We start from the raw sequence: 13,313 nt of genomic DNA, 5'->3' as shown, positions 1-13,313 counted from the left end.
TAATGACCAAGAACTCATGACTAACTTTTTAATCTTTCTGGTAAGCAGTCTTGTCGAATTAAATCTTGATATGTTTCGCGTTGCAAAATTAAGTTTGCTTCGCCGTTTGCCACTACAACTGCTGCCGGGCGGGGTAAGCGGTTATAGTTGGATGCCATACTGTAATTGTACGCACCAGTTCCCATAACTACGAGAACATCCCCAGCTTCTGTTTTGGGTAGTTGGGCATTTTTGATTAAAATATCCCCTGATTCACAATGCTTACCAGCAATGGTAACTGTTTCTGTAATGGGTGCAGACAACTTATTAGCAACGACTGCTCGATAAACTGACTGGTAGGTAATGGGACGGGGATTGTCGGACATACCGCCATCAATAGCGATGTAGGTACGAATTTCTGGTATGGTTTTGGATGAGCCGATAGTGTAGGCAGTCACACAGGCTGGGGCAATTAGCGATCGCCCAGGTTCAGAAAGTAACTTGGGTAGAGGCAGATTTTCGGCTGCACAGGCTGTTTGCACCACTTCACAAATCGCCTTCACCCACTCTTCAATGCTAGGGGGATCATCAGATTCTACATATTTAATCCCCAAACCACCACCAACATTTAATTCGGTGACGTTCAAACCATACTTAGCTGCATCCTTGAGCCACTGCACCATCACAGCCGCTAAATCCTGGTGGGGTTGACGCTCGAAAATTTGCGAACCAATATGAGCGTGTAAGCCTACACAGTTTAAAGTTGCTTGCTGACTAACAAACTCAAACACCTCGCCCAAATCGTTGGGATCAAAGCCAAACTTACTATCTAGGTGTCCGGTGCGGATGTATTCGTGGGTATGACATTCAATTCCCGGTGTCAAGCGCAACATAATCCGGGTTGATGGCAAAGACATAGCCTGCAACATCTCCACCAAGGTACGCAATTCATACCAGTTATCCACCACAATGGTGACACCAGATTCAATTGCTAAAGTCAGTTCTTCACGGGATTTATTATTGCCGTGGAGGTAAATTTTTTCAGGACTAACACCAGCAATCAGGGCGGTGTAGAGTTCACCCCCAGAAACTACATCAATTCCTAACCCTTCGGAAGCGACGATCGCACCAACAGCTAAACAATTCCAGGCTTTGGAAGCGTAAAGTACCTGAGATGCACCCTGATAATATTTTTGAAAGCTATCTCGGTACTGTTGACAAGCTGTTCGCAGGGTGGCTTCATCTAATATATATAGAGGTGAACCAAACTGCTGAACTAGAGTTGTGACATCACACCCACCGATTTCCAGGTTGTCATCACTATTAACTTTGGCAGTTAAAGGTAAAAGTTCCTGGTTGGGCGAAATATTTGTACTTGGGTTGCGCCTTTGAGGTAAATACTGAGTCCCAGTATTTTGAACCTCAGCAGGGTGAGTTGATACCATAACTATATATAAGTTGTCCTTGTTTAAATTACGGGCGTGAGTTAGTACCCCGATCCCAGTTTACAAAGGGTTTGTAACCTTATCCCAATAAAAGTGATTTTATCTTCTAACTTAAAATTTAAATCTTTGACTTCAGAGGATTTAAGCGTAATCCTGGAACTGGATCAAGCCTGTTTTGGTGGGCTGTGGACTATGGAGGGCTACCAACGGGAGTTAGATAGTCCTAATAGTGATTTACTGGGAATATTTGCCCCTCACTCCAGCCGTAAATTGCTAGGCATGGGGTGCTTTTGGTCAATTTTAGAGGAAGCCCACATTACTATTGTGGCAGTTCATCCCCAATATCACCGCCGAGGTTTGGGGCAGGCTTTACTATATTTCCTGCTCAAAACAGCTAGCGATCGCGGTTTGGAGCGAGCTACCCTGGAAGTCCGAGCTTCTAACTTAGCAGCAATATCTTTATATCAAAAATTTGGCTTCAAAACAGCTGGCAGGCGGCGACGTTATTACCAAGATAACGGCGAAGATGCTTTAATTTTGTGGCTTTCGGATTTACAAGATCGCTCATTTCCGGAAAAATTGCAGCACTGGCAGACCATGATCTATTCTCATCTGCAAAAATCTTCGTGGGATTTGCTGATCTAATTTCGCTGCTGATGACTACCGATGATTTCTACTCTGCGTGCTGGTGTACGCAGTCCATGATAATTACTTAAGAATAAACCTGTGTATTAGTTTTTGGTTAATTGCTGTTTGATTAACCACTCAACAAGATGATTAGCAATTATTGCCAGACTCTACCCTTGGGGATACCTGCTAGAGCTTAATTTTTCAGCTTGGTAGCATCCCAACCTAATGAGAAAAAATCTATTTTTACAAATTTTGAATCATCAGAATATTTAATTTTAAAATTTAAATCGTTTTGAATAATATATTCTTTTCCCAAAAATATTGATTTTTGGGGTCTATCTGTGCTAATAATAAATATTTGTGAGTGTTAAATCAAATTAGCAATTAAACAGACTGTTGTATGTAATTAAGCTTAAAAAAGCTGATAAATTCAAACTCCTCAGTACAACAGCTAGGCAAACAGTAATAAAAAAATAAAAATGGTTCCATCAACTTGGGTGATGGTTCCTGGATGTTTATTCTCTTTATACAGGCATCCCAAACCTGAGCCTGTGCTAAAATCAGCGTACCGGCACGACGCAGGTGATGGGAAAAATGCCATGTTTGAACGCTTCACAGAAAAAGCCATTAAGGTAATCATGCTGGCCCAAGAAGAGGCCCGCCGTTTAGGTCACAACTTCGTTGGAACCGAGCAGATCCTCCTGGGTCTGATTGGGGAAGGCACGGGAGTTGCGGCCAAGGTGCTGAAATCGATGGGTGTCAATCTCAAAGATGCCCGCATTGAGGTAGAAAAAATCATAGGCCGGGGTTCGGGCTTTGTGGCCGTGGAAATTCCGTTTACGCCACGGGCAAAGCGGGTTCTGGAACTATCCCTAGAAGAAGCGCGCCAATTAGGGCATAACTACATTGGCACCGAGCATCTGCTGTTGGGCCTGATCCGGGAAGGGGAAGGTGTGGCAGCCAGGGTGCTAGAAAACCTGGGGGTGGATCTATCTAAGGTCAGAACTCAAGTCATTCGGATGTTGGGAGAAACCGCCGAGGTTTCAGCGACCGGTTCATCTGGGCGCACCAAAACACCAACTTTGGATGAATTTGGCTCGAACCTGACCCAAATGGCCACGGATAACAAGCTCGATCCTGTGGTGGGACGTGCCAAGGAAATTGAGCGGGTAATCCAAATATTGGGTCGCCGGACAAAAAATAATCCAGTATTAATTGGTGAACCTGGGGTTGGTAAAACCGCGATCGCCGAAGGTCTAGCATCACGCATCGCTAATAAAGATGTCCCCGACATCCTAGAAGATAAGCGTGTTGTCACCTTAGATATCGGCTTGCTGGTTGCGGGTACTAAATACCGGGGTGAATTTGAAGAACGCTTGAAGAAAATCATGGATGAGATTCGACAAGCGGGTAATGTAATTCTGGTAATAGACGAAGTACACACCCTCATTGGTGCAGGTGCAGCCGAAGGGGCGATTGATGCGGCGAATATCCTCAAGCCAGCTTTGGCCAGAGGCGAATTGCAGTGCATCGGCGCAACAACCTTGGATGAGTACCGCAAGCACATTGAACGGGACGCAGCACTAGAACGCCGCTTCCAACCAGTGATGGTAGGTGAGCCTTCCGTCGATGAAACAATAGAAATTTTATATGGTTTGCGCGATCGCTACGAGCAACACCACAAACTGAAAATCTCCGATGAAGCTTTAGTGGCGGCGGCAAAATTATCTGATCGTTATATTAGCGATCGCTATCTGCCAGACAAAGCCATCGACTTGATTGATGAGGCTGGTTCTCGTGTGCGGTTAATTAACTCTCAACTACCCCCCGCAGCCAAAGAGTTAGATAAAGAACTGCGCCAAATCTTAAAAGAAAAAGATGATGCTGTCCGTTCCCAAGACTTTGACAGAGCTGGGGAACTGCGCGATCGGGAAATGGAAATCAAAGCCGAAATCCGTGCGATCGCTCAAAGCAAAGCTAACGGTGCAAGCGGTGACGGTGTAGAACCTGTAGTTACAGAAGAAGACATCGCCCACATCGTCGCTTCCTGGACAGGCGTACCGGTGAACAAACTCACCGAATCCGAATCTGAGAAACTGCTGCACATGGAAGACACCTTGCATCAGCGACTCATCGGTCAAGAAGATGCAGTCAAAGCAGTTTCCCGCGCCATTCGCCGGGCGCGTGTCGGTTTGAAGAATCCCAATCGACCCATTGCTAGCTTTATCTTCTCCGGGCCGACTGGTGTAGGTAAAACCGAATTGGCGAAATCCTTGGCTTCTTACTTCTTCGGTTCAGAAGAAGCAATGATCCGCTTGGATATGTCCGAGTACATGGAACGCCACACCGTCAGCAAATTGATCGGTTCGCCTCCAGGTTACGTTGGTTATAACGAAGGTGGACAATTAACCGAAGCTGTACGCCGTCGTCCTTACACTGTCGTGCTGTTCGACGAAATCGAAAAAGCGCACCCCGATGTCTTCAATATGCTGCTGCAAATTTTAGAAGACGGTCGGTTAACAGATGCGAAAGGACGCACCGTTGACTTCAAGAACACCTTGCTGATTTTGACCTCCAACATCGGTTCTAAGGTAATTGAAAAAGGTGGCGGTGGTATCGGTTTCGAGTTTGGCGAAGACCAAAGCGAATCTCAATACAACCGGATTAAGAACTTGGTCAACGAAGAACTCAAACAATACTTCCGTCCTGAGTTCCTCAACCGTCTAGATGAAATTATCGTCTTCCGTCAGTTGAGCAAGCTTGAAGTTACCGAAATTGCGGACATCATGCTCAAGGAAGTATTTGGTCGCTTGACAGAAAAAGGTATAACCTTAGAAGTTAGCGATCGCTTCAAAGACCGCCTCATCCAAGAAGGTTACTCTCCCAGCTACGGTGCAAGACCATTACGCCGTGCAATCATGCGCTTGTTAGAAGATAGCTTGGCGGAAGAAATTCTGTCTGGTCGCATCAAAGATGGCGATGTCGCCTTAGTTGATGTTGATGAGAATGGGAATGTCCAAGTTAGCTCTCAACAGCGTCGGGAGTTGTTACCCCAAGGCGTTGAGTCTTAGTTAAAGTTTGGGATTTGATTCTCAAATAAAAATTAGAAAACGGTAGAGTGTTAATTGCTCTACCGTTTTTGTTTTGTTGTCGGTTATGGCTAGGCTGTTACAAAGTCTATACATAATTAATCATGATTAATCTAGATACTGGAACGGCTGTAGCTTTTATCGCTGAAGATTCTTCTGTCCGTTATTTATTGCGACAATATATAAATGATCAGGAAATGGTAATGAATCAAACTGCTTTTGATGAGTTCACTAATATAGTGAAAACTATTGGTGGGCTATCAGAACAGACCAGAGCTAGGAGATTTTTACAAAGAGTAACTATGATTCCTGATAACCCATCACCTAGAGCGTTAAACTTACAACCAACAAGAAAGTTAGGAATTAGCGATATTATTATTTTAGGGACAGGTGATCAATTAGGTATTGTGACCACAACAGCAGATGCAAAAGCTGTGAGAGCCGCTTCTGCTCAAGGTGTAGATTTTCTTGTATACATTCATCCACCTTTTCCGTTAACTGGTAATTAATCATGCAAATAACTATTCCACCTCATCTACAAAGTACCTATAAATTAATCAAATGCGCGTTTCCTGATGGTATCGAAGCAGAAAATTATGAACCACTTTTAGCCGTACTCAGTGAGGAGATGTCAGATAGAAATTTAGCAGAAGTTATCGCCTATTACGTTGGTAAAGATTACAGTTTGGTACTCAATGACGTATATCGAGTACAGTCAATTACTATTCCCAAAACTGAAGCTATTAATAATTTAAAAAAAGTTTTACTTAGTTGTGGTTATCAGGATTGGATTGACGAATTATCCTCATGATTAATGTGGATTATTCCTGTTTTAGCTGAAGATGGAATTGATGACGAATAACTGGGAATTTACAGAAGTATGGATCGATTCGATGTTATCACCGCCATACATTCTTTTATTGCTGTGCGACAGTGAGGAAAACTGTCAAATTTATGATCCAAAACAGGATGATAAGGTTGTATTTTCTAGTAATAATTATGAAGCTGCTAAGTTATGGTTACTAGAAGATGAGTATGAACCAGTAGAAGGTAGGCTTTTATCTACGGAATTAGCATGAATTATTTTTAATAACTTAAGAGATAAGATTGTATCAAATGATATTGATATTATTTAACATAATTAAGTAGTTATAATATATTCATCAATTTATTTTTGCTGTTTTATGAGTTCATTAGATGAATCACTGCGTAGATTTGAAGCAGTAGAAGCAAATTTAATTAAGCTTGAAAAGCTCTGGAATAAGTTAACAAAAAATTTACCTAGTGGCATTGTATTTAGTTCAAATCCTATTTATGAAGATGCTTGTCGTTCATATAAACATATACTTAAAAGCCTACCATCAATTGATGGTTGGAAACCAAATTCACTACCTTGTGACCTTCACCAGATAGCGCAAGATCGTCTGAATGCACTAGAAATTGGAGTTGATGCTCCAATGGCTCGTATATCAGTAGAACTTGAAATTGAAAAGCCTGGTAAAGAACTACGAGAATACAGATTTCGCTTTAATCAAAAGCGAAGACAACTTATTTACAATCAACTTTTGAAATTGTGCAATGAAATAGAACAATTACTAAATAATCTTCAAAAAAATCATCCTATTGATTATGAGGATGAAATTGATTTTGACAATGAAGAAGATGTTGATAGATGGCAAAAAATAACAAAGGAAAAAATTGATGACCCAGATTGGCAGACATTTTGCAATATTATAAAACAAATAGATGTATTGCTAGGTAGCGGTATGTCTCGTCCTAAACGTTGGTATGATATGCAACGTCATATTTCTTACGCACAAATTAATGATTTAAAAGATATTATTCTTTTTGATTGGCCATCCGTAAAATTAGGAATTACACAATATTTATATACCTCAGAAGAGCCGATTCCAGTAAATATTGAAGACTTAGGTGAACTTGTGGCATCAAAACCTTCTGGTCATGTAATAACTAAATTAAATTGGAATAATCTTTCTGCTGAAAACTTTGAACGTTTGATATTTAATTTAGTTTCTTCTGAAGAAAATTATGAGAATGTTGAATGGCTCATGCACCCAAATGCCCCAGATCGTGGTCGAGATTTGTCTTGTTATAGAGTCAATCAAGATAGATTGGGTGGTGTCAGTCGTAAAAGAATGATTATTCAGTGCAAACATTGGCTTAGTAAAGGTGTTAATCTTTCAGACATTAGTACAGTAAAAGATCAGATAAAACTTTGGGAACCACCAAGAGTAGATATTTTGGTCATTGCTACAACAGGACGCTTCACTGCTGACGCTGTTAGTTGGGTTGAAAGACATAACCAATCTGATTCTTGTATAACAATCGAGCTATGGGCAGAAACTAATCTTGAAAGTATCCTCGCTTCCAATCCCGCTCTTGTAGCAGAGTTCGGTTTGCGTTAAATATTAGATGTAATTGAGATAAATCAATGTTTTCCACTTTTGTACTATCGCACTATTTTAGCCTTGCCACGCTAGTAGGTATTGCTGTTTGTGGGGTAGTGCGATCGCACGCAACATTTTGATAAGCTACGATCAACACAAGTCAGCAATTACTGTTAATTTTGACACTTAAAGTCACTAAAGTATTTTTATACTCAATAATAATATCCTGCCCAAAGGACATGAAGCCTACAAACGAACAAACCCAGGGACTCTACAGACTGTGTTATCGACTAACAAATGTCATTTATCCTGGATGGCAATGCAAAAGCATCGAACTTGTTAGAGTAGATGAACGTACTGGCAATTTATATGTACTTGCGGCTGGAGAAGATATGGACTTCGAGATTAAACCAACCGGAGGCTTTGAACCATGACAACAACTAAGTACCAAGCAATGAGCTTGAATGAATTACGCCGCTATGTTCTTACCCATCGAGAAGATATTACAGCTTTTCATGTGTATATTGATCGTTCAAAGTCTGAAGGAAGAATGATCAGTTTAGATATAAATGATGATAATTGGGAAGACAAAGTTAAAAAGGCAATCAAAGATAGTTCAACTGCTATTCGTTGGTACTGTGACAAAACAGTAGAAAACAGCGTTGAATTTCAAGCAATTAGTCAATGGTGGAGTCAGTTAAATAACAAAAGCGTTACGATATATCACATTACTGGAATGGAAATTGATAAAGAAACTGGTATTTGGGAAGCAATTCAACTTACCCCACCAGTGCAATTAAAAATTGTTGAACCACGTTTAGAAATTGGACAATTCACTACATTAGTTCAATACAAAGACCAAGATGGATTTCCCAATCAAATAGAGGCAGTTGCTATTGATTTAGATATCGAAAAGCAAAATTTATTTATTTGGCCGAATACATCAGCAGAAGTCTTTATTTTTTCTCATGAGACAACCTTATGATATGACATAAAAATTTCTGAAGCTAGGTTAATCAGTTTTGAGTGCATGATCTGTGTTAGCTGACTGTTAGGTATCGCTGTTAGTGGGGTAGTGCGATCGCACAAAATATTTTGATAAGCTACCATCAACACAAGTCGGCAATTACTGTTAATTTATGGAAACATCAAAATTTACTACTCAGAGAGATAATACACAACTAGAAACAATAGACATCGCTGTAAAACCTCAAAGCATAAACCGACGCGAGTTTATGAAATTGCCATTAGAAGAAAGGCGGCGCATACTAGCAGAACAAGCAGAGCAAATGTTACTACATTACCAACAAGATAAAGAGTGGCAAGAATTAGAGATAGGAGATTTACTTTACTACTAGCTAATTGTAATACTACTCACGGCTAGTTAATAATACAAATCACTATTATGATACATCTACAAAGTACATATAAATTAATTCAGTGTGCTTTCCCCAATGGCATAGAACCACAAGCTTATTTACCGCTTTTATCATTACTCAGTGAGGGAATGTCAGATAGAAACTTAGCTGAAGTTGTAGCTTACTGTAGTGGTAAAGATTACAGTGTGGTACTTAATGATGTATATTGGTTGCAATCAATAGATGTTCTCAAGCGTGATGCTATGGCTAATGTAAAGGAAAGATTGCTGGTGTGTGGTTACGAGCAATGGCTTGAGAAGGAATAAACTATACTTGTAATCAAGACCCATAAATAATGACGAAAAGGGATTAGCAAAATGCAAGCCATTCTCCTCAGTAGCGAAGAAGTTGCTAAACGTGCCAAAGAATTATATGAAAATAACATTCGTCAACAAGTAGAAACCGAAGATAACATCGGCAAAATGGTAATTATCGACATAGAAACAGGTGAATATGCCGTTGATAAAATAGGAATAGAATCAGCAAAATATCTGCAAAATAAAAACAGATTTGCTCGACTTTTTGGAATTCGCATTGGTTATAAAGTTGCTGTTTCTTTCTGTGGTGATCTGGAGCGTGATTATCGGTAATAACTGGTATTATCAAAAAGTTATAGTCATAGATAACAGCACTAGATTATGTTTTTAACTTTATAAATTAATTGGTAGAGAATTAATTATTCCCTACCAATTTTAATATTTGTTGAATGTTTAACACAAAACCTGATTACGGTGAGTTTTGAGTATTTATTTCTCCACAGGTGTTAGCTTTAAAGGATACAACGGCTCAGATCCATTTAATTGCCAAATTCTCAATACTAAGACAGCAGCTACAGTTAGCCAGACACAAGAAAATGATAAAATCATTCCCGCTAGAGGATTAGTTTGCCAATAAACTGCCGTCACTACTATAGCTGATAACCAAGGGCCTAAAATCACGACAGGCACAGCAGCACCTAATCTGCGTTCTACGGTAAAAATCGTATTCCAAGTATCACCTACAGCTAAATGTATGACAAACAAAATGAAAGGCAGAACTAACAATTGGTGATTCATTTCCTGCCAAATTAATACAGAAGAAATTACCCGCAAAACGGCAATGATCATCCAAACTATGGGAAATACTAAAGGTGGAGGAGACCATCTTGGTCTGATTACCTGGTCATAAGTCTGACGAGAACGGGTATTATCTAACAGAGAAAAAATTCTTGAACGGATACTTAATAGAGCAAAAAATAATCCAGTTGCTAAGGTACTAAACCAACTGGGAAGTGAAGAATTGCTATCAATCAAAATAACCAATTTTTCCATTCCCAGTAATACAAGAATCATCACTCCTATTTGGAGAATAGTTCCTAGTTTATAAACTAAAACTGCTCTAACATCTAGTTCTTGTGTAGTAGCTATTGATGTATTGGGAGACTGTTGTTGATTACCAGTTTTTACACCCATGACTGTGTTAACAAACTGTTCTAGTATTCCACTATTGTTGGACTGATTCATAATTAAGATATTACAAGTAGTTTGTAACGATTAACAATACCCCATTATATGATAGTGCAATACATCAGGCTATTCCGATGAGATTATCTACTCCTACCTAGTGCGGTATTTAGAAAATCTAGCAAACCCTCCAGCACAAGAAGCAGATAAAAATATTGAGATTTTATTTTCAATTTCTGAAGAAGTGGAGAAAGCAATTTTGGTGGGAGCGCCCGTTTTTAGTTTAAGAGATTGATTTTGTAGTAAGCGACTCTAGCTTTTTTTAGGACTAAATTTATTACTCTACAACCCTTTAATTATTTACGCCGTCCTGTTTATACTAAGATGCAAATATATGGTATTTCTTTATCTTTGAGACTAAATTAACAGCATGACTATGTTCCTGACAGATTCTACTGAGATTAACAGAATTTATTTCTCGTCAATACTGGATTTAAAGCAGCGTAGTGAATTGGGACAATTTTTCACTCCTGCCCCAGTTGCTCGTTTTATGGCAAAACAATTCAGTAGTCTATCTGGTCATCTCAGTCTTCTAGATCCCGGAGCCGGAGTTGGTGCATTAACGGCTGCATTTGTAGAGCGAATATTGGCAAGTCCCAACAAGGTTGAAAGCTGCTTGATAACAGCGTATGAAGTTGAATCAGCTTTTCTGTCTTCTTTGGATCAATGTCTTACGGAATGCTGTTTAGCTCTAGAAAACAGAGGAATTAAAGCAAATTACAGCTTACATAAAGAAAGCTTTATCAAGTCTTTTGCTGATATTAATTTGCCGCTTATTACTAACTCATCCATTAGTTTTACTCACGCAATTATCAATCCGCCTTATAAGAAAATTAACAGTCAATCAGTCGAACGAAAAATACTTTCCAGCCTGGGAATTGAAACTGTAAATCTCTATAGCGCGTTTGTTTGGCTGACTTTATTACATCTGGCTGAATACGGAGAGATAGTTGCAATTACGCCCAGGAGTTTTTGTAATGGTGCTTATTTTCGTCATTTTCGTCAGGCTTTGTTAGCAAAAATGGGGCTGCAAAAAATTCATATTTTTGAAAGTCGTTCAGCAGCTTTTAGAGAAGATAATGTCTTACAAGAAAATATTGTTTTTCATGCAGTTAAAACTAGAAATCAGCCTGATTATGTAGAAATTACACGTAGCTATGAAAGCGAGTTAGATGAATTTTCAGAATTAAGATATGTTCCTTATAGAGATGTAATAGAAGCCAATGATACTGAGAGTTTGATTTATATTGTGACCAACTCTCTTGAAGATGCTTTGAGAGTGCAAATGAATAAATTCTCATCTACTTTGGATGAAATTGGTTTAGAAGTTTCAACGGGGCCAGTTGTCGATTTTCGTCTCAAATCAGCTTTGAGAACTTGCTTAGATCAGCAAAGTGTTCCCCTGCTTTACCCAGAAGCTATCAAGGTAGGGAAAGTTACATTTCCACCCCACAATCCTCGTAAGGCGATCGCCATTGAACAAAACCCAGAAACAAGAAAATGGTTAGTTCCATCGGGTTGTTACGTTTTGACAAAGCGTTTTTCTGCTAAAGAGGAAAAACGCCGTGTTGTTGCTGCTGTTTGTTCTCCTTTAGATGCACCAGCAATAGGTATAGAAAATCACCTCAATTACTACCATGCTCAAGGTCAGGGAATGAACCCTGATCTAGCACGAGGTTTAGCTGCATTCCTCAATTCAACTTTATTTGATAGTTACTTCCGGCAGTTTAGTGGACACACACAGGTTAATGCAACGGATTTACGTAGAATCAAATACCCTAGCAAAGATGATTTAATTCGACTAGGAAGCCAGATTAGTGATTCTTACTTTGATCAGGAACAACTGGATCAGGTTGTACATGAAACTTTGTCAATTATGAGTGAAGCCATAAATGCGATTCAGGCTAGTAAACGGATTGAGGAAGCTTTGGCAATTCTTAAAGATATTTCTGCCCCCAAAGCGCAACAGAACGAGCGATCGGCACTATGCTTACTCGCTTTGGCAGACATTCAACCGGAAACACCTTGGCATCAAGGCACAGCACCAAGACGCAGAATCACAGAAATGATGGATTGGTTTCGTGATTACTACGGTAAACAATACGCACCGAATACACGCGAAACGGTTCGACGGCAGACGATGCACCAGTTTGTACAGATGGGCATAGTTATTGAGAATCCAGACCGACCAGATCGACCAATTAACAGCCCAAAATGGTGTTATCAACTTCATCAGCCAGCATTGTCACTTCTTCAATCTTATGGCTCGGAGCATTGGGAAGAGGCTCGTCGCAATTATGCTGTGACAATCACAAATTTATTGCAGGATAGGAATCGCAACATACCAATAATTCCCGTAAGTTTGCCTGACGGTCAAGCTATTCAATTATCATCAGGTGGACAAAATATTCTGATCAAAGCAATTTTGGAAAATTTTTGTCCCAGATTTACGCCTGGAGGTTTTGTTCTCTATGTAGGCGATGCGGGAGATAAGTTCATCATTAATGAAACTCAAAAATTCCGAGAACTGGGGATTGAATTAGATCCTCACGGTAAAATGCCAGACGTTGTAGTTTATTATGAGCAACAAGACTGGCTGGTATTGGTAGAAGCTGTGACTAGTCATGGGCCTGTCAACTTGAAACGTCGCAACGAATTAAGGCAGCTATTTCATTCCAGTCGCAAGGGATTAGTTTTTGTTACTGCTTTCCCCAGTCGTAAGGAAATGACTCGATATCTGGCTGAGATTTCTTGGGAAACAGAAGTTTGGGTAGCAGATCAACCGGATCACATGATTCATTTCAACGGGGAAAGATTCCTTGGCCCTTATGAAGACTAAGAG

14 protein-coding genes are annotated in these 13,313 nt (G+C 39.9%); 12 read left to right on the top strand and 2 right to left on the bottom strand.

Annotation, left to right across the window (positions count from 1 at the left end; all coding sequences use genetic code 11):
* Positions 1-20: 20 nt before the first annotated feature.
* Entirely contained in the window at positions 21-1,424 is a 1,404-nt protein-coding gene (lysA, locus tag NOS7524_RS00525; protein ID WP_015136500.1) for a diaminopimelate decarboxylase, read from the bottom strand.
* A 96-nt stretch (positions 1,425-1,520) separates the two neighbouring features.
* Here lysA and rimI point away from each other — a divergent pair, with 96 nt between their 5' ends.
* From rimI to NOS7524_RS00470, 11 genes are all read left to right on the top strand, one after another.
* Complete coding sequence (gene rimI, locus NOS7524_RS00520) at positions 1,521-2,069, top strand: ribosomal protein S18-alanine N-acetyltransferase (protein WP_041555481.1); 549 nt, start codon at positions 1,521-1,523, stop codon at positions 2,067-2,069.
* 584 nt (positions 2,070-2,653) lie between these two features.
* The gene (locus NOS7524_RS00515; RefSeq protein ID WP_041555480.1) at positions 2,654-5,125 is read left to right on the top strand and encodes an ATP-dependent Clp protease ATP-binding subunit; all 2,472 of its coding nucleotides are present in this window, start codon (positions 2,654-2,656) and stop codon (positions 5,123-5,125) included.
* Between the two features lie 122 nt (positions 5,126-5,247).
* Positions 5,248-5,652: a DUF1308 domain-containing protein gene (locus tag NOS7524_RS00510; protein ID WP_015136497.1), complete on the top strand. Its 405-nt coding sequence runs from the start codon at positions 5,248-5,250 to the stop codon at positions 5,650-5,652.
* A 2-nt stretch (positions 5,653-5,654) separates the two neighbouring features.
* The gene (locus NOS7524_RS00505; RefSeq protein ID WP_015136496.1) at positions 5,655-5,954 is read left to right on the top strand and encodes a DUF3349 domain-containing protein; all 300 of its coding nucleotides are present in this window, start codon (positions 5,655-5,657) and stop codon (positions 5,952-5,954) included.
* A gap of 40 nt (positions 5,955-5,994) precedes the next feature.
* Positions 5,995-6,222, top strand: coding sequence for a hypothetical protein (locus tag NOS7524_RS00500; protein WP_051039217.1), 228 nt, complete (start codon positions 5,995-5,997; stop codon positions 6,220-6,222).
* A gap of 105 nt (positions 6,223-6,327) precedes the next feature.
* Positions 6,328-7,569 (top strand): restriction endonuclease, encoded by a 1,242-nt coding sequence (locus NOS7524_RS00495; RefSeq protein WP_015136494.1) that lies wholly within the window; start codon positions 6,328-6,330, stop codon positions 7,567-7,569.
* Positions 7,570-7,790: 221 nt separating this feature from the next.
* Complete coding sequence (locus NOS7524_RS00490) at positions 7,791-7,985, top strand: DUF6888 family protein (protein ID WP_015136493.1); 195 nt, start codon at positions 7,791-7,793, stop codon at positions 7,983-7,985.
* Positions 7,982-8,536, top strand: a complete 555-nt coding sequence (locus tag NOS7524_RS30515) for a DUF6887 family protein (protein ID WP_015136492.1) — start codon at positions 7,982-7,984, stop codon at positions 8,534-8,536. Before NOS7524_RS00490 ends, NOS7524_RS30515 begins: the two co-directional genes overlap by 4 nt.
* 154 nt (positions 8,537-8,690) lie before the next feature.
* Positions 8,691-8,909 (top strand): hypothetical protein, encoded by a 219-nt coding sequence (locus NOS7524_RS00480; protein ID WP_015136491.1) that lies wholly within the window; start codon positions 8,691-8,693, stop codon positions 8,907-8,909.
* Between the two features lie 47 nt (positions 8,910-8,956).
* Positions 8,957-9,235: a DUF3349 domain-containing protein gene (locus NOS7524_RS00475; RefSeq protein ID WP_015136490.1), complete on the top strand. Its 279-nt coding sequence runs from the start codon at positions 8,957-8,959 to the stop codon at positions 9,233-9,235.
* A gap of 51 nt (positions 9,236-9,286) precedes the next feature.
* Positions 9,287-9,559 carry a hypothetical protein gene (locus NOS7524_RS00470; RefSeq protein WP_015136489.1) on the top strand — a complete coding sequence of 91 codons (273 nt, stop codon included), beginning with the start codon at positions 9,287-9,289 and terminating at the stop codon, positions 9,557-9,559.
* A 156-nt stretch (positions 9,560-9,715) separates the two neighbouring features.
* Here NOS7524_RS00470 and NOS7524_RS00465 read toward each other — a convergent pair whose 3' ends face one another.
* The gene (locus NOS7524_RS00465) at positions 9,716-10,471 is read right to left on the bottom strand and encodes a TspO/MBR family protein (RefSeq protein WP_015136488.1); all 756 of its coding nucleotides are present in this window, start codon (positions 10,469-10,471) and stop codon (positions 9,716-9,718) included.
* A 370-nt stretch (positions 10,472-10,841) separates the two neighbouring features.
* Between NOS7524_RS00465 and NOS7524_RS00460 the strand changes: the two genes are divergently transcribed.
* Positions 10,842-13,310: a BsuBI/PstI family type II restriction endonuclease gene (locus NOS7524_RS00460; RefSeq protein WP_041555053.1), complete on the top strand. Its 2,469-nt coding sequence runs from the start codon at positions 10,842-10,844 to the stop codon at positions 13,308-13,310.
* Positions 13,311-13,313: the final 3 nt, after the last annotated feature.

It is taken from the genome of Nostoc sp. PCC 7524 (assembly GCF_000316645.1).
In the GTDB taxonomy this organism is placed as follows: domain Bacteria; phylum Cyanobacteriota; class Cyanobacteriia; order Cyanobacteriales; family Nostocaceae; genus Trichormus.
Note: the sequence above shows the minus strand (reverse complement) of the source record. Positions and strands in the feature narration are given on the sequence as shown.

Excerpts from the sequence above, each read along its gene's own strand:
- lysA (WP_015136500.1), bottom strand. The coding sequence starts at position 1,424 with ATGGTATCAACTCACCCTGCTGAGGTTCAAAATACTGGGACTCAGTAT.
- NOS7524_RS00515 (WP_041555480.1), top strand. The coding sequence starts at position 2,654 with ATGTTTGAACGCTTCACAGAAAAAGCCATTAAGGTAATCATGCTGGCC.
- NOS7524_RS00510 (WP_015136497.1), top strand. The coding sequence starts at position 5,248 with ATGATTAATCTAGATACTGGAACGGCTGTAGCTTTTATCGCTGAAGAT.
- NOS7524_RS00505 (WP_015136496.1), top strand. The coding sequence starts at position 5,655 with ATGCAAATAACTATTCCACCTCATCTACAAAGTACCTATAAATTAATC.
- NOS7524_RS00500 (WP_051039217.1), top strand. The coding sequence starts at position 5,995 with ATGACGAATAACTGGGAATTTACAGAAGTATGGATCGATTCGATGTTA.
- NOS7524_RS00495 (WP_015136494.1), top strand. The coding sequence starts at position 6,328 with ATGAGTTCATTAGATGAATCACTGCGTAGATTTGAAGCAGTAGAAGCA.
- NOS7524_RS00490 (WP_015136493.1), top strand. The coding sequence starts at position 7,791 with ATGAAGCCTACAAACGAACAAACCCAGGGACTCTACAGACTGTGTTAT.
- NOS7524_RS30515 (WP_015136492.1), top strand. The coding sequence starts at position 7,982 with ATGACAACAACTAAGTACCAAGCAATGAGCTTGAATGAATTACGCCGC.
- NOS7524_RS00480 (WP_015136491.1), top strand. The coding sequence starts at position 8,691 with ATGGAAACATCAAAATTTACTACTCAGAGAGATAATACACAACTAGAA.
- NOS7524_RS00475 (WP_015136490.1), top strand. The coding sequence starts at position 8,957 with ATGATACATCTACAAAGTACATATAAATTAATTCAGTGTGCTTTCCCC.
- NOS7524_RS00470 (WP_015136489.1), top strand. The coding sequence starts at position 9,287 with ATGCAAGCCATTCTCCTCAGTAGCGAAGAAGTTGCTAAACGTGCCAAA.
- NOS7524_RS00465 (WP_015136488.1), bottom strand. The coding sequence starts at position 10,471 with ATGAATCAGTCCAACAATAGTGGAATACTAGAACAGTTTGTTAACACA.
- NOS7524_RS00460 (WP_041555053.1), top strand. The coding sequence starts at position 10,842 with ATGACTATGTTCCTGACAGATTCTACTGAGATTAACAGAATTTATTTC.